Consider the following 21432-nt stretch of genomic DNA (forward strand, 5'->3'; position numbering starts at 1 on the left):
AATCCCCATGGCCGAATCTCAACAAACCGAATACAAGCAGACCTGGCGGGACGAGTATCTGAAATGGATCTCGGGCTTCGCCAATGCGGAAGGCGGCGTGCTAGTGATCGGGCGCGATGACGCGGGCAAAGTGGTCGGTCTGAAGGATGCCAAGAAATTACTGGAAGACATCCCCAACAAAGTGCGTGATCTGCTGGGGATTCTGGTCGCAGTCAACTTGCGCACGGAGGGGAAGCTGGAGTATCTTGAAATCGAAGTAGAGCCCTACCCCAACCCGATCAGCCACAAGGGGAAATACTACCTGCCCAGCGGCAGCACCTTGCAAGAACTCAAGGGTGCGGCGTTGGATCGCTTCATCCTACGCGCACAGGGCAAGACCTGGGATGGTGTGCCCGTGCCCCATGTCGGGGTGGCGGATCTCTCCAGCGCGGCCATCGCGAGCTTTCGCAAACTGGCGACTGCCAGCGGACGTCTGGAACGTAAGCTCTTGGACGAGCCCGCCCCGATCTTGATTGAGAAGCTAAAACTCACGGAGGGTGACTACCTGAAGCGTGCGGCGGTTTTGCTGTTCCATGAAGACCCGGAACGCTTTGTCACTGGGGCCTTTGTCAAAGTCGGCTTTTTTCGTTCGGAGTCGGATCTCGTCTACCATGATGAAATCCACGGTGATCTGTTCACGCAGACAGCACAGACTGTTGACCTGATACGCACCAAATACCTAAAAGCAGCGATACACTACGAAGGCTTGCAGCGCATCGAGACCTACCCGATTCCCTACGATGCCCTCCGCGAGGCCGTCCTCAACGCTCTGATTCACAGGGACTACGCCATCACAGCACCCATCCAGATCAAAGTCTTCGCGGACCGTCTAAAAATCTGGAATCCGGCCGTCCTCCCCTATGGCTGGGATCTCGCCAAACTGCTTGGCGACCACGCCTCTCACCCCTTCAATCCCGATATTGCTAACGCCTTTTTTAGAGCTGGTGAAATCGAATCCTGGGGACGCGGCATCCAACGAATTTTCGAAGCCTGCCGGCAGGGCTACGCGCCAGCACCCGTCATCAGGCTCTCAGGCCACGATCTTTGGACAGAGTTCCCCTTCTCCCCAAAGTATCTCAAGTTGATTGATGCAAGTTCAGGAGAAAAGGTGGGTGAAAAGGTGGGTGAAAAATTATCCGAAAACCGCCAAAAGATACTCGAATCAATTCAACTGGACCCAAAAGTGTCACAAAAGAAGTTAGCCGAGATTCTAGGTATCGCGACCAAAAATATAGAAACCAACATCAGCTACCTAAAACAACATGGATACCTCAGGCGAGTCGGCCCAGCGAAGGGCGGCCACTGGGAGCTATTAAAATGAAGTCACCTCAATTATCCATTTCCCATTATCAATTCTTCATTTCTCACCATGCCAGAACAACCAAGATCTGAACGTCGCCCCCATGAGCGGGTCATCAAGCTTTTCACCGACACGAGTCATCCGGATTGCCTCGGTTACCGTTTTCTTGGCGACTGGCACCAGAAGGAGAATAACCGCGATATCGAGACTGAGCGACTTCAGGCAAATTTGATGTTTCTATTATGAATCCGAAACACAGCAGGCGGTCAATCAATGCCTTGGCATGGCCATTGGTATCCGATAAACCCAATGAGTCCAAACGCACAGAATAAAGATTAACAATGAACGACACAGAATCGAAGCATCTGTCAAAGACGCACCAGTGCCCCAATTTCCCAGCGCAGGGCGTCAGCCTTTATTTGGACGACTGTTCTACCCTATTCCGAGAATTCCCCACCTGGCGTTTGGAAATTCAGCGTGAAGCAACGCAGGCCGACTTGGAGACGAATCACCATCTGGAAGAAATTGGAGAAGCCCTTTGGACAACCATGCTGGAAGTCAGCCATTGTCCCTATTGCGGGCTTGAATTACCCCAGCATTGGGACCAGCGACCCGAAGATTTAGGTCGCTCAGTGCACTTTGACGAATCCGGCTGGCACTGTCGGAAGATGTAAGCAGTTAACCATCAGTAGCGAGGCTCTGTAGACCCCGTTTGCGCCTTCAAAAGTCAAAGGTAATATCTTTCCTTGAGTTAAACTGTGTCCGACAGGGAAACTTCGAAAAGAAACGGATGGCAAAGCTCTACGGAGTCTCTGTCCCCGCGACCAGCCTCTGCGAAAAAGCGCTCACTCATACCTAGACAGTGAAAATTCTGCGCTTTACCCCGAGTGAACCTTTGTTCACTTTAAAATTCATGGACAATTCATCCACAAATGACGAGGAAAACGAAGCCATTGAGCGCGTTCTACATATTGCTCAATTACGGGCCGAGGTCGAGAATGTTGCAGGCAGCCCGATCGTCGGGGAAGGTGGCGTCGGCGGGAATCTGAAAACTCAAGAGGCCTTTTGGGAGCACATTCACGCCTTTGAAACGGCACCCGAGATGTCGCTCAACGATGCGCTACTGGAGCGGCGCGGTTTTCGTGCACCGCCGCTCGAACAACTCTTGACGGACGAGGCTCTGCATACGGCCCTCTGGAAATTGCTACATACCTTAGCTTCCATGCGCGTATTTTTTCATTGCAGCGATCACCTGTCCGACCGCGCGTTCTATTGTCTACTACTCAACGAAGTGCTCACAGCAGAGACTCAAATCATGCCCGATGGCTCAGAATGGAACTGCCGCTACGACATGACCGAATTCGCAAGCGAGGACGTGCCTGAGGCCAACGAAATCTACCTCAAATATTACGCCGACGATGCCGAGCGTGAATACTGGAACCACCAATTCCCCGACGACACGATGCCGGGCAAGGCCGAACGACCTTACGACCGTGACCGCTTCTTACCGATCCCTCCGGAAGAACAGGAATCGCATACTTAAACAAACCCACGCTCTAATCCCCGATCGCAACCAACGCATGATTCAAGGAATAACCACATTCATATAGCAGGAACTTCTGAAGCTCAAAACTGAGAATGCGCAACGAGAACGAGCGATCACTTGCCCAAACGACCGAGACTCCGTGGCTCAACCTCCGTCGGAGGTCTTTAGGATCTTGATAAAGGCATCCTGCGGAATCGATACGCTACCGATGTTTTTCATGCGCTTCTTGCCCTCTTTTTGTTTCTCGAGGAGCTTACGCTTACGGGAAATATCACCACCGTAACACTTTGCAGTCACGTCTTTGCGATAGGCGCTAATGGTTTCGCGGGCCACAATGTTACTGCCAATACCGGCTTGGATTGCGATCTTGAACATCTGCTTGGGCAGGATCTCTTTCAAACGCTTACATAGTACGCGCCCGCGTCCCTCGGCTTTGTCCAAGTGCACGATCGACGAGAAGGCGTCGACTGGCTCTCCATTGACCCGAATATCGAGTCGGCAGAGCTTCGCTTGCTCATAGCCCGCCATTTCGTAATCCATCGAGCCGTAGCCGTGAGTGATGCTCTTGAGACGATCATTGAAGTCGACCAAGATTTCATTCAGCGGCAAGCGACAAACCAACATCACGCGCTGCCCATCGATGGTCTCGGTGTGTTCGCAAATGCCACGCTTCTCGGAGACCAAGGCCAGCACATCACCAATGGAGCCAGACGGAATGTGAATGGAAGCATTGATCATCGGCTCTTCGATAAATTCGATTTCACCGGGGTCTGGTAAATTCACTGGATTATGAACTTCAATCTGAACACCGTCCGTTTTAGTCACCAAATACACGACACTCGGATAGGTCGAGATCACATCAAGATCATACTCACGGCGAATGCGCTCTTGGATAATCTCCATGTGCAGCAAACCAAGGAAGCCACAGCGGAAGCCAAAACCGAGAGCGACCGAGTTTTCCGACTGATACACAAAGGCGGCGTCGTTCAGGCGAAGTTTCCCCATACCTGCCTTCAATTTATTGTAGTCGTTGGTGTCGATCGGATAAATACCACTGAAGACCATCGGGCTGACTTCCTTATAGCCGGGCAACATCTCCTTAGTGGGATTGGCGCTATGCGTAATCGTATCCCCCAGCTTGAGGTCGGCGACGTCACGCAGATTTGTCACCACATAGCCGACATCACCAGCCTTGAGCATGTCCTGCTTAGTCATCGCAGGCGAAAACTTGCCCACTTCCTTCACCAGCATTTTACGCTCATCACTCATGGTGATGATCGAATCGTTCATCTTCACCTCACCGGAAAACACACGAACATAGCAAATCACCCCCTTATACGCATCATAAATGCAGTCGAAAATAAGCATGCGCAAGCCATCGACCTCGGCCCAACGAGGCTGAGGCACACGAGCGACGGCCGCTTCCAACAGATCTTCGATGCCGATTCCGGTTTTACCACTGGTCAAAACCGCCTCATCAGCTGGAATCGCTAAAACATCCTCTAACTGCACCATGATCGAGGGCACATCCGCACTCGGCAGGTCCACTTTATTGATCACGGGAATAATCTCCAAGCCTTGCTCCAGCGCCAAGTGAGCATTCGCGACGGTCTGTGCTTCGATACCTTGCGCGGCATCGATCAGAAGCATCGCCCCTTCACACGCGGCCAAACTGCGGGAAACTTCATAAGAGAAATCCACGTGCCCGGGGGTATCAATCAAATTAAACGCGTAGTCCTGCCCGTCCTTAGCACGATAGACCATTGAGACCGGGTGGCTCTTAATTGTTATTCCACGCTCACGCTCAAGGTCCATAGAATCGAGCAGTTGCGCCTTCATGTCACGCATTTCGACCGTGCGCGTCTTTTCGAGAATACGGTCCGACAAGGTCGTTTTACCGTGGTCGACGTGGGCGATGATGCAGAAGTTGCGAGTATGGTTGAGATCAGTCATAAGATGGGAACGGGCTAAAATCACGTTCTAATAGAAAAGTTCAACCTTCTTTCTCGAAAACAAACTTTACCTGCACGGTCGATTCTGGAAACGTCGCCCCATATGTCAGAAATATCTAAGCTTAATATCCTGGTGGTCGGCTCCGGTGGCCGCGAGCACGCCCTTGTCCAAAAATGCCTGCAAAGCCCTCTAGCAGGTAAAGTGATCGCCGCCCCCGGTAACGGCGGCATGGCTTCGGAAGTCGAATGCTTCAATCTCTGCGTCGAAGACATCCCAGCGCTGGTCGAATTGGCACAAGAGCAAAACATCGGGCTGGTCGTAGTCGGCCCCGAAGTGCCGCTCAGCCTCGGCCTCGTGGATGCCCTGGCCGCCGTCGGCATCCCTGCCTACGGCCCCAACAAGGACGGCGCCCAACTCGAATCGAGCAAAGCCTTTTGCAAAGACTTTTTCGCACGTCACAACATCCCCACCGCCGCCTACGGCACCTTTACCGAAGTTGAGCCCGCCCTAGCCTACTTGGAAGAGCACCCGGCTCCCATCGTGATTAAGGCCAGTGGCCTGGCAGCGGGCAAAGGCGTCATCATGGCAGAAACCCAAGAGGAAGCTGTCGCCGCGGTCAAAGACATGTTGGAAGGCGATGCCTTCGGCAGCAGTGGCAAGGAGATCGTGATCGAGGAAACACTCTACGGCGAAGAAGCATCGATCCACGTGATCGCATCGGGTGAACATTTTGTGTGTCTGCCCCCCAGCCAAGACCACAAACGTGTGGGCGAAGGCGACACAGGACTCAACACCGGGGGTATGGGAGCCTACACCCCGACCAGTAAAGTCACCCCTGAAATGCAGGCCGAAATCGAAGAGCAGGTGATTAAGCCCACGCTGGCAGGACTTAAAGCCGATGGCATCGACTATCGCGGCACTCTCTACGCGGGCCTAATGCTAACAGATAAGGGCGTCAAAGTGCTGGAATACAATGTTCGCTTCGGCGATCCAGAGACTCAAGTGCTACTGCCCATGGTGGCCGACGATCTCGTACCAGTGCTGCTAGCCTCGGCCAAGGGCGAGGCACTGCCCGCAAAATTACAATATCACGAAGGCGCTGCCATCGTCATCGTGCTAGCTGCCGGCGGCTATCCTGGCAGTTATGCCAAGGGACAGGAAATCACTTTCCCCGCGACACTTCCGGCTAGCAGTGCCATCGTCCATGCAGGCACCAGCCGCGATATCGACGGCACCATCCGCACCGCGGGCGGTCGCGTACTCGGTGTCAGCGGGCAGGCGCCCACCCTGCAAGCCGCCGTCGATTTAGCCTACTCGGTTTGCGATCAAGTCGAGTTCCAAGATAAATATCTGCGCCGTGACATCGGGCACCGCGAGCTCAACCGATAGCTTTACAAAGCGTCAAAAGCATACAGTCTCTACACAGCACGCTCTTGATGGCACTTGCCATCAAGAGCGTCCTTCACCTCGACTCGACCTCAACCACCAACGGATATGGCTGATAAACGTAATTTGATTCTGACGATTTGCACCGGCAACATATGCCGCAGTCCGATGGCAGAAAAACTCCTGCAACATGCCCTCGCCGCGGAAGGTGCGCCCCTCGACCAACTCGAAGTCGCCTCCGCAGGCGTCGCCGCAGGCTATGGCGACCCAGCGTCGGCCAACTCAGTAGCAGCAGTCAAAAAGGTTCAGCTCGACCTGAGCAATCATAAGAGCCAGCCCGTGACTCAAGATTTAATCGACCGCGCCTTCCTCATCCTGGGGATGACTCAATCGCACATCGACATCCTGCAGCACTACCACAGCCAGCTTCCAGAGCGAGTACACCTGTTCCGCGAATTCATGGGAGAAGACGAAGATCCCGAAATACCGGACCCTTACGGTCAAAACTTCGCAGCCTACGCGGCCTGCTTCGATTCAATGGCCGAAGCCATCCCATCGTTGATCACGTATTTAAAACAGGAATATAAAGGCTGAGCGACGCGAGGATTAGGCTAGCTGTGATGCCCCGATAAAGGGCAAGCAGCACAGCTCACTGCGATACCGCAATCGGCATCGCAGCGAGCAAGTAATTCAAAGCATTATGACGTCGCGGTCGAATCGTCTTCGGCGTCAACGACCGGTGTCGCCTCCGCTGGCTGCTCTTCGACTGGCGTTACGACCTTAGATTCTGGCGCGACCTTAGGAGCCTTCGGCTTGCGGGCTTTAAGTTCTTTAGGCTTCGCCTCTGGCATGGGGGGAGCCGCAAACAGACGCCCATCACCATATTCAGTGACGTAGCCTTCAGTAATCAACCAACGCAGGTCGAGCATCAATTGCCCGAGTTTCCTCTCATCCTCCTGGCTCAGCGCCGCCTTAGGTGTCGCCTCCGTGGAAGCTGTGGCTCCTTCAGCCAATACTGGAGCTTCTGGAGCGTCTGCACTAGACGCAGTCTCCGCGCCCTCTGCAGTTACCTCCTCTTCGGACGACTCAGTTTTTGCCTCGGCCTCCGCCTTTGCTTTCGCCTGGGCCTCCGCCTTTGCTTTCGCTTCCGCCTCCGCTTTAGCCTTCGCAGCCGCTTCAACTTCAGCCTCAGTCATTTTTAGCGCTTCAGGCTTCTGCTTCTCCGTATCGATGCCGATATACTCTTTCGGCAACTTCGACGCGGGCATGTCTGGATGCTGCTCGATAAACTCGATCAAATCACGAATCGAATCAGTGAACGATGTTTTGCTATCGCGGAATTTACGCTTCACCGCGCACACATAAGAGACCCCCTTGGAGCCCTTCTTATATACCGCAAACTTGTGACGACGTAGGCGCCCGCGAATATTATTGGCCGAATCCAATGGAAAGTGGTTTTGGCTCTCCACATAGGCTTCCACCGAGCGACGGATGTCCCCTTGCGGCAAACGCTCAATATCACGCCCGGCAAAACGAATCGAATCTCCCGAGCCGACGACCTTATCTTTGCGATGTTGCAGTAGAAAATGACGCGCCGCCTCTAAACTCTCAAAAGATTCGGGTTCGCCCTCTTGACGATCTTTCACCGTATAGCGCGCCCCCTTCTTCATCGACTCGAGCCATGCCTCAATTTGCTCGGGGTCCTTCACGCCTTCAAGCTTCGATGTAAAGCGTTCGAAAGACATGCCTGTGATACGAGCAGCATAGTGACGTTGGAGAAACTCCTGATAGCGATGGTAATTGGGCGGTCCAATCAGCTCACCAGTGATGGTGCAACGACTGACCATCTGAAAATTCCCCTTAGGCGGATCAATTTCAATCTCTTCAATATCAAAAAACTGATCCAAGTGATTCGAAATTACATAATTGATCGCATCCTCTTCAGTTTCGAAAGGCAAATGCCCCGGCACAGAATAGTAGAGCTGCTTCACTTCACCACCTTTAGCAGGCTTAGGCGAAACCACTACGATGTAACGATCTGGCTTTTCAAGTAACAGGTGCGCGATATCGAACAACTGGTATGTGCGCGCGCTGGAGCGCAAACGGTTAATCAAAGCTTCAAAAGCCTCATCCTGGGGATAGAGATCCACCTTAACAGTGGGCTGAAAATATGCAGCTGCCGCAGGACGTCCACGACCGCCTTCGCGACTATCACGTCCGTCACGTCCGTCACGACGCCCACGGCCAGCGTTTTGGTTCCCACGACGATCTACCTGACCGTCCCGCTCTCCGGCACCGCCGGGCCCCCCACGACGTGCGCCGCCGGAACGGCGATCACGGGCAGCACCGCCTCCGCGCTTGCCCTTGCCTCCCTTGCTTGGCGAATCGTAATTCTTCAGGCGTGCAGGTTTAGCGTTTTCGTCCGCCCAATTAGGACCGAAGTCGAGGCCGGAGAGTGCGTTAAGGTCGAGAGCTTGTTTCGAAGCCTCAGATTTGTTTTTTACTGGTTTTTCAGCCATGACGGTCTGGGATAAACGCGACCAATGAAAGCTTGGGCACGTGAGTTAGTTTGATGAATGTTGAGTTGATAGGGGAAAATATTTGAAGATACAAGCATGTGAACTGCCTTTTTTATAAGAAAATTTCATTTTTTTGAAATTTGTGATTGATCTACGAAAATACACACGTATCACCTTCGAACTTCGCTACGAAAAACGTAGTCCATCGGTCGAGTGGTGGAATTGGCAGACACGCATGATTAAGGGTCATGTGCCGCGAGGCGTGAGGGTTCAAGTCCCTCCTCGACCACCAGGCTTCGTCTGGAACTTGTTCCAGCAAACGAAGCCTGTCGCGGCGTAACGAAGTGTAGCCGGACAACGAAGCCCCATGAAGACTACGCCCGGGCAAGCCAGTTAGCTTCGTCTGGAACTTGTTCCAGCAAACGAAGCCTGTCGCGGCGTAACGAAGTGTAGCCGGACAACGAAGCCCCATGAAGACTACGCCCGGGCAAGCCAGTTAGCTTCGTCTGGAACTTGTTCCAGCAAACGAAGCCTGTCGCGGCGTAACGAAGTGTAGCCGGACCACGAAGCCCCATGAAGACTACGTCTGGGCAAGCCAATTAGCTTCGTCTGGAACTTGTTCCAGCAAACGAAGCCTGTCGCGGCGTAACGAAGTGTAGCCGGACCACGAAGCCCCATGAAGACTACGCCTGGGCAAGCCAATTAGCTTCGTCTGGAACTTGTTCCAGCAAACGAAGCCTGTCGCGGCGTAACGAAGTGTAGCCGGACCACGAAGCTCCAAGGAGACTACGCCCAGGCAAGCCAGATATTAAGGAGAGACTTGACAGACCTGCTAAGCTTTCAACCGATGAAGCACCAAAAAACGAAGACCTCCCCAAAATCGGAAGTAAAGACACAGAAAGTAGAGCCTTGGAAGAAGCGCTATCCGTCTCGTCAGGAAGTCATCGCAGACATGGTGCGGCGCCGTAGCCAACCCACCGCCGAGAAGTAGAGGATTTGGTAGGCTCAGACCACGAAAGCGATTTGAGACGAGCGATCAGCTCCCCTGCCATTGGATAACCGTCAGTTCGGACCGAAAAGACCTCTGAGCGAACCGAAAATAGCAGTGCAATGCCCGGATCCAAAGCTGTATTGGCTTACATGTAATCGGCGCACAACAGCATGCGATTACTTCACTTCAGAGAACTTCCAGCACCCAGCTCAACTCTTTAAAGACAGGCGTGCCACCTTTCCAGTTTTGAGAACCTAATCTTAAACGATCGGTTTTAGTAATCCCATTATCATTGAACTTCGATGATATTGAGATCGCAGGCGCTAATTCCAATTGTTGAAGACCATTCCAGTTTTCCAATGGATCTCCGGACGCGTTCTTGAAATCACTGGGCTGGAAGGTGAAGGTTTCGAGTTGATTATGCCCAGCCAGTTTGACCGATGTGGCATGTGAATCGATTCGAATGACCATTGTATTCGGCTCAGCAGATTGAACCTTCAAAGCCAGTTTAACAGTTGGTGTATCACTTTCAGGTGCCTGCCACATAGGATGATACAGCTTATTGGTTTTAAGTGCCCAATTCGTAGGATCGTAAGTAAACCACTCTTGTTTCCAATCACCTGTAAAGTCTTCAATCACCGTGCTTTCTTTCAGGGTGGCGTTGACCTTTGCCTCTTGTAAGTCTTCAGCGGTGACCATTTCAACCAATGATGAGATATTCATCGTATCCACGGTGAAGGAGCTGTAATAATAATTGGTCGCAGACTCTGGTGCATCCAGTTTGTAGGTCACATTGGCATAGGCCCAGAGAGGCATTTCTGTCGAATAGAGCGGTAGCTTGCCGCTCCAAAAACTACCATGGTCTTTGGCAGTCGCATGGTGCCAAAATTTATACCTCGGATTTAAGTCTTCATCCTTCGAGCGCGAGGGGCCGCCTTGCTGTGTGTAGTAAATATCAACAGAAGCGATTTCCTGAGAGTCGTCGACCTTCACACTGAATTCCGGAATACCGCCCTTCGCATTCAAATTAAGAATGGTTTGCGGCATTGCAGGCGGCTTGGTGGTCCCTTGGAGGTAGTGATCAATAAACCTAAAGCCTGAAATAATATATTGCCCACTATCCTGGTGATTATGCTGGGGTCCGGAGCTGATGCCGTAATCTTCGCTCTTAATTAAAGATACTGCTTCTGGCAGGTCATACAATTCACCGTGAAAATCATTGGATGGGCTGATGAAAAAGGTCGGACAAGTGATGTGACTGAGATTCACACAGTCGCCGAGCGTCGCGTTATAAATTTCGCTACTGTTCTGATAATCACTGATCCCTCCACAGGTGGGTACCGCGACTTTCAGGCGATCATCGGCTGCAGCAGTCAGCACAGTAATCTTCCCTCCCATGGAGTGTCCGTAGATCCCGATCCGATCTGGGTCGACATTGGGTTGTTCTTCCAGGAACGTGATGGCGCGTCGCGCGGCGACGGTAGCCAGAAACCAAAGGCTATTTCTGGGTGAATCAATCGCATCTAAAGTGAGCTCATGCGGGGCAATTTTCGAGGACGCACTATCAGGGTGGCGACAGGGAGCGTGGTAGCCATCGACAGCACCCCAGTCTGTAGTGAGTTTATAATCGGGGTGGTCTGTTTGATTATCCCAGAAAAGTTTCACCGTGCCGGGATTTACTTTATACTGAGAAGACGACAAGCGTCCGGCCCAAGAGATCGAGATCGTTGCGTAGCCGCGCTTAGCATTCGAAATACTTGCCCTGGCATCGGCATACTGACCACCACCATGCACATTGACAAGTGCCGGCAAATTAGTCCCGCCGACAGGATAGCCAAAGATCGCGGCGACCATCGCCTTCTGGCCCTTAAAGGTGCCGGCGCAATAACGCACAACCTTGAGCACTGTCCCCTCCTCTTCCCATGCTGCGAGTATCTCGATGTCCAATGGATCTTTACGCGGGTCAAAATCCTGCCACAGCTCTTCAAAGGTGCTGGGAGCGCGAGCACCGGGTTGCAATGAAGTGAGTGTATTAGCTGAAAGCGATACAGTAAAACTGATAAAGGCTAGATATATAATTCGGAGGTTCATTTTATTCTTGGGAGCAAATACAATACGAACTGTGTTGACTTGCGGGTCTTGAAATTTTGAAGGCGCGGCTTGTGAGCAAAAAGTTAAGCGAATGAAACTGGCTAGCGACTATTCAACATAAACGTGCTTCTGCTTAATCTCACCAACCGCAAAGGATTCAACATGGCCATCCACAAAAGCGACATTCCCTCGACCATTGTGACGATCACTGAACCCAGTCAAAGAGCTCTCAGAAATATAATCGTCGGCAGTAGAGGGAGTATATACCTTACTACCGACCGATACAAAATAATCGTTTCCCCACCCCTTACGTGAGTCTTTTTGAATCGTATCCGCGATCAACATCGTTTCATTAGGACGTTGCATAGTAATTGATCTTATTGGCGATGCTCTGATGCCATCCCCATCCAAATCTCTGGCATCCGGAACTAAAGCTGGATTCCAACCGTATGAATAGGTCGATTTCCGGACCCCATCAAACTCCATAATGTAATCCGCCGAAGGGCAATTCACCACCTCATAGATACGGTTTTGCCCTTCCCCGCCCACATAGGGAGCGATTTGATCCACCCAAGTAAGCGTAGGATCGTCGCCACCGCCAGAATACAGACTCACAAAATTTCCGTTATGATCGGAAGCATAAGCCGTCGCCCCTAAGGCTAATTGGCGCAAATGAGTGACGCATTTAGCAACCTGAGAAGCTTCGCGCACTTTGCCCACAGAGGGGATGATAATTGCTGCCAGGATGCCGACAATCGCAATCACGGTGAGTAGTTCAATCAATGTAAAGGCAGCGACTCTTTGCTGCTTAATTCTAGGATATTTAAAGGAGTATGAGGTCATTATTATTGTTGGGGTTTTAAAATTTATAGTCCGCTTGAAAGCAGAGGTCCGCGCTTACATATTCATTACGGTGAATCTAATATTCATAGTCATTTTAATAGAGTTTTAGTCTCTTAGGCCTTCTTCCCATGCGATATATTTGGAAAGAAGCGTTTGATATTTCTCAGGTTCTTCGGTGCTTAGATCTGTGATTTCAGTCTCTTCTGCTGAAAGCTTATAGAGGCTCCAATGCTTGGCATCGTCCGTGACGAGTTTGTAGCCCTCGTCGATAATATATCGATGCGAACCGCGCTGCATAAAGATAGGGTCACGCTTCTTTAAGGCTTGATCCTGCAGCACATCGACAAAGCTATCCCCGTAGAGTTTACGTTCGGACTTGCTCTCAAAGGTTTCCGGATAGCTCGCGCCGGCCAGTTCGATCAATGTCGGCATGACATCGGACAAATGAGAAAACTTATCGGTAAATCGACCGGGATTCTTGATTCCCTTGGGCCAGTGCACGATCATTGGGGTTCGAGAACCACCATTGTAGGCACTTAATTTAAACAAACGATAGGGGGTATTAGAAACGTTGGCCCAGTCACTGCCCGGTGAGACGTAGGTGCCGACGCCCCCAATATTATCCACCATTTGTCGCGAGCCTACTTTTTCGCATCCGTTGTCTGAGCAAAACATTATCAGCGTATTTTCATAAACACCCGCTGACTTCAGCTTTTCGATCACTTCACCCACTTTTTGATCCACGCGATCGATCATTGCGGCATAGGTCTGCATGACGGCGATCTGTTGCGCTTTCTCGGACTCACTCAATTGATCCCAGTCATTATGCGTGGCTGGTGAAAGCGGTGACGTCTCCGGATCAAGAAGCCCGATCTCTTGTTGTTTTTCATAGCGGGCCTTACGAATTGCACCGTAGCCAGCATCATACACACCGTCGTATTTAGCGATATCCTCAGGCCAGGCGAGCAATGGATCGTGCGGGGCACTGTAGGGAAGATACAGAAAGAACGGCCGACCGCTTTTTTCTTTTTCCCACTCATCCAGATACTCGAGCGCCTTGCTAGTAAAAGCATCGGTGGTATAAAAGCCTTTCGGAAAGTAATGCTGATAGTTCGGATCTCTAGTATTAAAAGTTAAGTCATCATCACACCAAAAACGATCACGTCCTTTACTCGCGGGCTCGGGTTCTCCCTCACGCTTGAGGCCCGGATTGAAATGGTTACTCATACCATCCCGCAGACCGTAGTAGTGATCGAATCCGCGATCAAATAGACTGATCGTGGAATGGTGCTTTCCCGAAGCGTAAGTATGGTAGCCTGCTGCGCCTAAAACATGGCCTAAAGTCGGGTTACTATAATTATGTAAGGCTTTGTAATTCGAAGCCCCCATCAGCAAGCTGACGCGGCTGGCACCACACTTAGCATCATTATAGAACCGCCGAAAGCGTATGCCTTGCTCCGCCAGTTTATCGAGATTGGGAGTCTTCACTTCCCCCCCATACGCACCGATGTCCGAGAAACCCAGATCATCCACCATGATCAAGACGATATTAGGCTTCGCCTGCCCAGCAACGACATTTAGCCAGGCGACGAATATAATCAGAATACTATAAAGAACTTTATACATTATCTACTAGCGGTAAGGTGTGAGTGTAATGCGCTTAACGCCAAATCCTCGGCCCATCAGTTTGCGGGGAGCCAGCTCCAAATGATTCACACCCACTTTAGTTATGTCCAAAACTCCCAAGGTGGCCACAAAATTGCGCTGACGCGGAGGGCCCGGTTGAAATGATTTATTCGAATCAAAACCGGATTCAAAACTCACAAAAGTGATGCTTTCATCGCCACAGGAGAGCACCCACTCGGAGTCAGCTGCATCATTTCCAGCCGAATACTCGATACTCACCAAATACTCACCGGCTGCCAAAACATTGAGCTCCCAGACCGCTTTTGCGTCTTCAGAATTCCACTCCTCCACATAATAATCATGCTTCCACTCTCCAAACTTCTCCATCCAGCGTGATTCCTCAATAGCGCAATCCTCGACGGTGGACATTTCAGCGAGCAAGGTCGCCGTTGTGATACCATCGATTTGAGTCGCTTGATTGCTGACTTGCACCGGGCCATCGAATGTCAATTTAACGACGGGAATTAAAGGCATCTCACGACCGACCTGCGATTCTAGATTCACTTCCAAAACAGTGCCTTTTTGCTGATAAGCGACTGTAGATGAATCATGCAGTAGACTCGCTCCGGTGACATTGGCCCTTAAATCTGCCAGACGGAGTATCCCCTCAACGGGCCAGTCAAACACGTGTAGATAGAGCTCATTTCCTTTTGTGGTGATATCCCCCCAACTAAAGCCCTGGTCAAAAGGTGACGCGCTCGCTCCATAGATCGCCTCCCCATTCTCAGCGAGCCACTCCCCCGAAGCCGTGAGTGCTTCAACCACCGGGGCTGGAATCGTGCCATCGCCCTTGGGGCCGACGTTCAGCATATAAGAACCGCCACGAGCGACCACCTGAACGAGACGCTCACAAATCAATTTGGGTGACTTCCAGTTTTGATCATACCAGGCGTAGGACCAGGAGTCATTGGTCGTATCCACCGTTTCCCAAACGCCCACATCCGGACGCACAGGAGGGATGTGCATATCGCCAAGCGATACGTAGTCACCATATCCACCGCCGATTCGGCTGTTGATCAGGCAATCGGGTTGCAAATCAGTTACGAGCTCTACCAGCTTCGCACTGTATTTTTTGGGCATCGAGCCTGGAGTATCAAACCAAATAACTGCAATGTCTCCATAGTTTGTGAGTAACTCCGTGACCTGCGGCACGACCTTTTCGTTGAAATAAATATCAAAGTCTTCCGGCGTATATCCGGCGGGGCGCTCCCCCTTATAATTACCTCCGTAGGGCTCTGTCCAATCCTGATTCTGTGAATAATAGAAACCGAATCGTATCCCTTCCTCCGCACAAGCATCCGCCAATTGCTTCATCAAATCCCGTTTATAGGGAGTCGCCTTGGTCACGGTAAAATCACTCGCAGCGGAATCAAAGAGTGCAAAACCATCATGATGCTTCGATGTAATCACAATGGTCTTCATACCCGCCGCCTTTGCGAGCTGGACCATCGCTTTGGCATCAAACTTTTGGGGATTAAACTGACTCGCATACGCCTTATAATCATCTACGGGGATCTCCGCCATGTGCATGATCCATTCCCCAATCCCGTAGTAAGTCTTGCCATTCCAGATACCGCCCATGTCGGAATAGAGGCCCCAATGAATGAACATCGCGTATTTGTCTTCAACAAACCACTTCAGACTAGGGTGACCGGCATTGATTGCGACCGTATCCTCACCCCACATTTCCTCCATTCCTTTTTCTTTGTCTGCGGCGTTAAGCAGTGGATAGCTGCTCAAGAGGAGCGCGAATGCAGTCGCGCAGGACTTCCATGAGATCGTCGATGTTTTCATTAATATAAATTGTGTTCAGGCTATTTTGTGAGTTGAAGCGTTTCCAATACGTCCCCGTTCTCATTAATGAGCCGAAATACAGTTTTCAGCCCCTGCCCGTCCGGGCTAAAAGTTAATTCGCCAAAGGCCCAGGAGCGGCTCTCCAAGCCAAACAGTTGATCCTCTGTATTTTTACCAAAGGCTCCCGGTCCGGGGACTCCACCCATGGTCGCAACTTCAAGCTCGTAAATCTTCTGACCATTCGGCCGCGGAATCTCAAACCCGCGCGCACCATGACGATCGCCTGATAAAAGTAGCACCAGTGAATCTGATTTGGCATCGATCCATTGGAAGATTTCTTCACGACCTTCAGTATCCCAAGTGCCCCAACTGTCTTTGCCGTCTGAAATATAATCACTCCACATCGTGCCACCACTAATGACAATGCAAGGAGAGGTGGACTCTGCCAGTTGCTGCTTCAGCCATTGTGTTTGAGTCTCCCCCAGAAAAGAATGCAACTGTCCACGTTGGGCATTTACCCGGCAGGAACGCGTGTCGAGAGCGATGTAATGAACAGGGCCGATCTTGGTCTGAAAATAGATCCCTTCCCGCTCAACATCCCGTTGAGGATTGTTCCACTGCATTCTCCAGGATTTACGCAGACCCGCGACATCAATCGGCTTCTTCTGATTGTTGAACGCTCCAGAGGTATCGTTCCCCCAATAATCATGATCATCCCAAGTCGCAGTAATCGGGACAGTCGCCGACAACTGTTGCCACGGAGCGGACAGATCGCGCAAGAGATAGTCGACATTGATCATCTGCAGATCATCCTTACGCCCGTCGACAGCCGAGTCTCCCAATATCCACATGGCACGATTTCCGCGCTCATGGATGAGTTGCATCAACTCAGGCCGATACATACCCACCTTATGAAAACAGGTGCCAAAAGCCATGCGAAACGGCTGCTCCAAGCGCTCAGTCGGCGCAGTGACAAAGCGCCCCTCCCCTAAGCGAACACCATCGGAAGCTATCACTTGATAGCGGTAAGCGGTATCCGGTGAAAGGCCCTCGCAACGCACAGAATGTACCCTCGCGGCCTCACTCGCGATATAAGTGATCGATGTATCAGAATCGACAGCTGTCAGCAGCACTTTGACAACATCAGGCTCCGGCAGGTGCATCCACACCGCCACACCCGAAGCGCTTAGATCCCCAAGCAGCGGGCCACCGATCTTCCGACGGTTGAATTGCCGACAAACCTGCGCCACCGCTTGCTCGGGTGAATCTCCAATCATCGCCGTGCGGCAGGCTGTATAAAAATCCTGCACAACCCTCGGCTGCTTCATGTATTGATTCATGATCCGTAGATCAATCTCCAGAGTGCCAATGTGCGCGTCCTTTAAAGAGACAATACGCGGTGGCGCAGTGATTTGACTGCCATAGCCCACGAGTGTGCCACCTATTGCTGTGGCGGCTAAAGCAAGGAACTCTCGTCTCGGAAGAGAATGGTAATGATTCATACAAATACAGGGGTAATTAAACAAGGCACTGAAGTATGAATCATATACGAAAAGCAAAAAAATCCTATCGCGCATTTAAGCGAGATTTCCCCCTTAAGTGTATCCAAGACAAACTTATCTTGATACATCCTTTAGCCATGCATGCGCATACATAAGAAAGGCGCAGTGCCGAAGCACTACGCCTTAACTTCATCAACCCCGTATAAAAACTATACGCTTATTTTACGGCGACGAACCATCGCCACCGACAAAACCAACGCACCAGAGAGAAGTGCAAAAGATGAAGGCTCTGGAATCGCAGCGAGATCAAATCCATTCATTGCTAAGAAAGTGCTATTAACAGCTGTGTATGTAATCTGCGCCATACCCGTGGCATCTGAGGTCAGCAAGAAATCAAACTGGAAGTCAGAAACATTAGTCATTCCCACGTTAACTGTGCTGCTTCTTCCCTGAGTAAAAATAGTCGACCCAGAGGCATCTGTCGTAAAAAGGAAAGAATTGTTCCCCCCATCCACATGGTAAGATGTTAGGGTAAAATCTTGATTCGCCTCTAGGCCAGTCAAGGTCAGCGTCATACGACTCCCCGCACCGATACCGCCGTTCTCAGGGCGAACGTCCATGCCAATATTATCATTATAGAAGTCATTCAAATTGGAATCCGTACGACCGTATGCTTGCTTCGTATCATCAGGATCCGCAGTGCCACCATTGTCATTCGCATCCGGCCAGGTAATCTCGACACCGACATTGTAAGTGCCCCCTAAACCACCTTCGGAGAAACTGATCCCATTGAAAGTTTGAAGATTCCCGGTCGTCGGAGATTCGTGATCAGAGAAAAAGTCGAGGTAACTTGAGTCAGCTCCTGTGGGGCCCTGACCTGTAGCCGAATCAGAACGACCGAAGTTTACGTTCATTTCCGCCTGCGCCAATGCAGGAAAGAGAATCGAAGCTGTGAGGGGAATCAGCATTTTTACTTGAGATTTCATGATAAGGGTAATGTGAATTGTGATACTAAGTTAGCAGAATTTCTCCGAACTACCCCAATCATACAGTAATAAAAAAATAAAACTATCGCGCATCTTCGCGAGAAATCGCATTCTGATCATTACCAGTCAGAAGCAATCGACTAGATCAGCCCCCAAATAGGCACAGTAGACTCCCCCCAGAGCGTGGCCATGGAATCAGCGCGAGCCACACGAGCCAGTAAATCAGGCACTTTATTACCTCCAATTCCAGCACCAATGACCTGAATATTTTGTTGAGGAAAGGCTGTGGCCACAGCATTCGAAACAAGGCTAACATACCCACCCGGATCGGCTCCAAATCTCGTAATCGAATCACCAAAAAATACGAGTATTTCATTGTTTTTCAATCCTGGCTCTTTGCCGCAAACTTGCGCGCAAAATGCAGCGAGCAGCATGCTAAATACAAATAGAGAAGTCCTAATCATTATAAAAAAATAGAGCGCTGGAAAATCCCAGCGCTCTTTGTTGAAATGGACATAAGTCCTTGTTAAGACTGACTAACGGCGACGCTTCGTCAGTCTTAGAGCCAAGACCCCTAATCCACCGAAAAGAGCAAAGCTGGAAGGCTCGGGAATCTGCACAACATCAAGCGCAATATTATGCGTCAAAGAATGCAAACGAACCCGATCATCAGGACCCGCGGTCACAGTCTCCGAAACAGCATCACCCACATTGATTGTAAAGCTCGACGCCGTGATATTTAACCCCAAATCACTAAAGCTATAACCACCAGTCGTAGTTGGTTGGCCAAAGTATGTATTCGTGCCATCGGTGATTGTAAGCTGTGTGTCATTGGCAGCTACACTTGACAACGTAAGCGTCGAGAACCCCACTGTCGCGGCATTCAGCGTTGGATCCGTCACTCCAGTGATACTCCCAGAAATGTAGTTCGTAAAATCGACATTCAAATTTGAGATGGCGATAGTTAATCCTTCGAACTGATCCGCATCAAATCTTTGTGTATCCAACCATCCAGTATCCGTAGCGTCTTCGCCTGCGGGTATATAACCTACGCCAAAACCACCAGAATTAGGTTCCGGATTAAGAAAGCCATCCGTAGCGGTATATGTGACAATATATGAAAAATCAATGCCGGTAGACGCATCTGAAAACGAATAAGTGACCGCATCAACGGAACTGGAGCCGTCATCAACGATCCCTGAATCCAGACTATTGCCACTTGGGTTATAAGCGGTACTGCCACTCGTATTCGTGTCCGAGCTGAGATCAAAATTAGGATTAAAGGTCACAACTTCCGCATGGCTCAGGGACACACAGGAAAGTAGTACAATTGGGATATAGGTATGTTTCATAGTAATAGAATTATGAGAAGGTTAAAACAAAGCATTATACATTAAATGTAATAATCAGAGCATCATAACACGTATGAAGAAACATTTGCTATCGCGCATTTACGCGCACGAACGAACGAGTCAGAATTATTTAATCTGCTGATAATTCGAACTGGCGATTAGATCATGACTCTTTACATTAATAAACCACGCAGTGCTTCCCCTCGGCAAAGTAGCAGTCACTGTCCACTTCGTATCTGACTTCGAAATCGAAGCACTCGATTCTACCCACGAGCGCTGCCCGGTACCCCCCGTATCGGTAGTCGAAACCAATACTGCACTGTCCAGTGTTTTCGTAGAGCTAAAGGTCACCTTCACGAGGTCTGCTTGCAAGGATGCCTCTATTTCCACACACCACGGACCGACTCCACCAACTACACTCTCCGCAAAGGCATAGCCCTCCGATCGCCTTTGCGGCGCCCGATGACCATGCCCCATCTCAGGCACAAGCGCCACCATGTGCTCACCAGAGACCCTGCCATAACACGCAGCAAAATGATTCATGGGGAAATGTTGGTCCTCCGGCCAAGATAGCCATAGTGTCGGCATAGCAACTTTGTGCATGTGCAACATCGGATCCCAAACCTCATGATACGTTTCGTTTTCAATCAAGGCCCGACCATACTGATTCGCAGCTTCCGCCAAGTCACCGCATCCATAGGTCGGGATGGCAAAGGCAAAACGATTGTCGATACCAATCACCGTGCTAGTGATCACCCCACCCCAGGAAATCCCCATCAAACCAACACGTTCGGGGTCTACACCTTTCACTGAACGAATCAATGAATTCGCTAAAATCGTATCCGCCACGGCATGATACATCCATTGGTTCTCCAAGGGCTCATCTGAGTCACGATAAATTCCATTTCTCGCTGGCCCAGCCCATTCGTGTCGTTCCCATCGCTTATCGCGACGTTGGTCCGTCTGCCCTTCAACTGCAATACTGATCGTAGCATAGCCCCGCATTGTCCACTCTTTGACCCAGTCCTTAAAGGCAGTGCCACCACCACCACCACCACCACCATGCACTAATACCATCGCAGGCACATCTTCGGTCACATTCTCAGGCATACCAATCCATGCAAACACCTTAGTGGGCTTTCCCTTCCAATCCAAGGCGTCATAATATATTGCGGCTAATGGGTCTGTCGAATCAAAGCCTTCAGCTCGATACATCTCTGGAGCGCTGGATAAATCAGCTAGGGCAGCTACTTTAGTGCGCTGCGCCTCAAAATCAATTTGTCTTGTCTCGATTAAACTTAGCTCCTCATCAAGCTTAACCAAGCGATCTTTCGAATTAACGGAGCAAGTCATCAAAAAAAGCCCGAAGCAAAGTATCACGATTCTTTTCATTTTAGATTTATAATGACAATACGTTCAGAACGAAAAAGGGCGCTGGGGAAAC

18 protein-coding genes and 1 tRNA gene are annotated in these 21432 nt (G+C 50.6%); 8 read left to right on the forward strand and 11 right to left on the reverse strand.

Annotated elements, in window-relative coordinates; all coding sequences use genetic code 11:
• The first annotated feature begins 7 nt into the window (after positions 1-7).
• The 4 genes from SH580_RS02560 to SH580_RS02575 all read left to right on the forward strand — a co-directional run bounded on the left by SH580_RS02560 (position 8) and on the right by SH580_RS02575 (position 2882).
• The gene (locus tag SH580_RS02560; protein ID WP_319833443.1) at positions 8-1360 is read left to right on the forward strand and encodes an ATP-binding protein; all 1353 of its coding nucleotides are present in this window, start codon (positions 8-10) and stop codon (positions 1358-1360) included.
• Between the two features lie 48 nt (positions 1361-1408).
• The gene (locus SH580_RS02565) at positions 1409-1585 is read left to right on the forward strand and encodes a hypothetical protein (RefSeq protein ID WP_319833444.1); all 177 of its coding nucleotides are present in this window, start codon (positions 1409-1411) and stop codon (positions 1583-1585) included.
• A gap of 95 nt (positions 1586-1680) precedes the next feature.
• Positions 1681-2013 carry a hypothetical protein gene (locus SH580_RS02570; protein WP_319833445.1) on the forward strand — a complete coding sequence of 111 codons (333 nt, stop codon included), beginning with the start codon at positions 1681-1683 and terminating at the stop codon, positions 2011-2013.
• Positions 2014-2252: 239 nt separating this feature from the next.
• Entirely contained in the window at positions 2253-2882 is a 630-nt protein-coding gene (locus SH580_RS02575; RefSeq protein WP_319833446.1) for a hypothetical protein, read from the forward strand.
• 147 nt (positions 2883-3029) lie between these two features.
• Here the strand turns inward: SH580_RS02575 and lepA are convergent, their stop codons facing one another.
• Positions 3030-4838 (reverse strand): translation elongation factor 4, encoded by a 1809-nt coding sequence (lepA, locus tag SH580_RS02580; RefSeq protein ID WP_319833447.1) that lies wholly within the window; start codon positions 4836-4838, stop codon positions 3030-3032.
• 102 nt (positions 4839-4940) lie between these two features.
• On the opposite strand from lepA, the gene purD reads away from it, so the two are divergent.
• Both purD and SH580_RS02590 read left to right on the forward strand, forming a co-directional pair.
• Complete coding sequence (gene purD / locus SH580_RS02585) at positions 4941-6227, forward strand: phosphoribosylamine--glycine ligase (protein ID WP_319833448.1); 1287 nt, start codon at positions 4941-4943, stop codon at positions 6225-6227.
• A 105-nt stretch (positions 6228-6332) separates the two neighbouring features.
• Positions 6333-6818, forward strand: a complete 486-nt coding sequence (locus SH580_RS02590; protein WP_319833449.1) for a low molecular weight protein arginine phosphatase — start codon at positions 6333-6335, stop codon at positions 6816-6818.
• Positions 6819-6922: 104 nt separating this feature from the next.
• On the opposite strand, the gene SH580_RS02595 is transcribed toward SH580_RS02590, so the two are convergent.
• The gene (locus tag SH580_RS02595) at positions 6923-8743 is read right to left on the reverse strand and encodes a hypothetical protein (RefSeq protein WP_319833450.1); all 1821 of its coding nucleotides are present in this window, start codon (positions 8741-8743) and stop codon (positions 6923-6925) included.
• 207 nt (positions 8744-8950) lie between these two features.
• Here SH580_RS02595 and SH580_RS02600 point away from each other — a divergent pair.
• Positions 8951-9035, forward strand: a tRNA-Leu gene (locus SH580_RS02600).
• 555 nt (positions 9036-9590) lie between these two features.
• Positions 9591-9734, forward strand: a complete 144-nt coding sequence (locus SH580_RS02605; RefSeq protein ID WP_319833451.1) for a hypothetical protein — start codon at positions 9591-9593, stop codon at positions 9732-9734.
• A gap of 186 nt (positions 9735-9920) precedes the next feature.
• On the opposite strand, the gene SH580_RS02610 is transcribed toward SH580_RS02605, so the two are convergent.
• The 9 genes from SH580_RS02610 to SH580_RS02650 all read right to left on the reverse strand — a co-directional run bounded on the left by SH580_RS02610 (position 9921) and on the right by SH580_RS02650 (position 21380).
• The gene (locus SH580_RS02610; RefSeq protein ID WP_319833452.1) at positions 9921-11825 is read right to left on the reverse strand and encodes an acetylxylan esterase; all 1905 of its coding nucleotides are present in this window, start codon (positions 11823-11825) and stop codon (positions 9921-9923) included.
• Between the two features lie 108 nt (positions 11826-11933).
• On the reverse strand, positions 11934-12668 hold the full coding sequence (locus SH580_RS02615) for a prepilin-type N-terminal cleavage/methylation domain-containing protein (protein WP_319833453.1): 735 nt from the start codon (positions 12666-12668) through the stop codon (positions 11934-11936).
• A gap of 105 nt (positions 12669-12773) precedes the next feature.
• On the reverse strand, positions 12774-14294 hold the full coding sequence (locus tag SH580_RS02620) for an arylsulfatase (protein ID WP_319833454.1): 1521 nt from the start codon (positions 14292-14294) through the stop codon (positions 12774-12776).
• Positions 14295-14300: 6 nt separating this feature from the next.
• The gene (locus tag SH580_RS02625) at positions 14301-16148 is read right to left on the reverse strand and encodes an alpha-L-fucosidase (RefSeq protein ID WP_319833455.1); all 1848 of its coding nucleotides are present in this window, start codon (positions 16146-16148) and stop codon (positions 14301-14303) included.
• A gap of 20 nt (positions 16149-16168) precedes the next feature.
• A complete protein-coding gene (locus tag SH580_RS02630; protein ID WP_319833456.1) occupies positions 16169-17650 on the reverse strand; it encodes an alkaline phosphatase D family protein in 1482 nt (493 codons plus the stop codon).
• Between the two features lie 209 nt (positions 17651-17859).
• On the reverse strand, positions 17860-18636 hold the full coding sequence (locus SH580_RS02635; protein WP_319833457.1) for a PEP-CTERM sorting domain-containing protein: 777 nt from the start codon (positions 18634-18636) through the stop codon (positions 17860-17862).
• A 140-nt stretch (positions 18637-18776) separates the two neighbouring features.
• The gene (locus SH580_RS02640) at positions 18777-19100 is read right to left on the reverse strand and encodes an SGNH/GDSL hydrolase family protein (RefSeq protein WP_319833458.1); all 324 of its coding nucleotides are present in this window, start codon (positions 19098-19100) and stop codon (positions 18777-18779) included.
• Positions 19101-19172: 72 nt separating this feature from the next.
• Positions 19173-19988, reverse strand: coding sequence for a PEP-CTERM sorting domain-containing protein (locus SH580_RS02645; RefSeq protein WP_319833459.1), 816 nt, complete (start codon positions 19986-19988; stop codon positions 19173-19175).
• A gap of 126 nt (positions 19989-20114) precedes the next feature.
• Positions 20115-21380, reverse strand: a complete 1266-nt coding sequence (locus tag SH580_RS02650; protein WP_319833460.1) for an alpha/beta hydrolase family protein — start codon at positions 21378-21380, stop codon at positions 20115-20117.
• Positions 21381-21432 lie beyond the last annotated feature (52 nt).

The sequence above is a fragment of the Coraliomargarita algicola genome, from assembly GCF_033878955.1.
GTDB lineage: Bacteria > Verrucomicrobiota > Verrucomicrobiia > Opitutales > Coraliomargaritaceae > Thalassobacterium > Thalassobacterium algicola.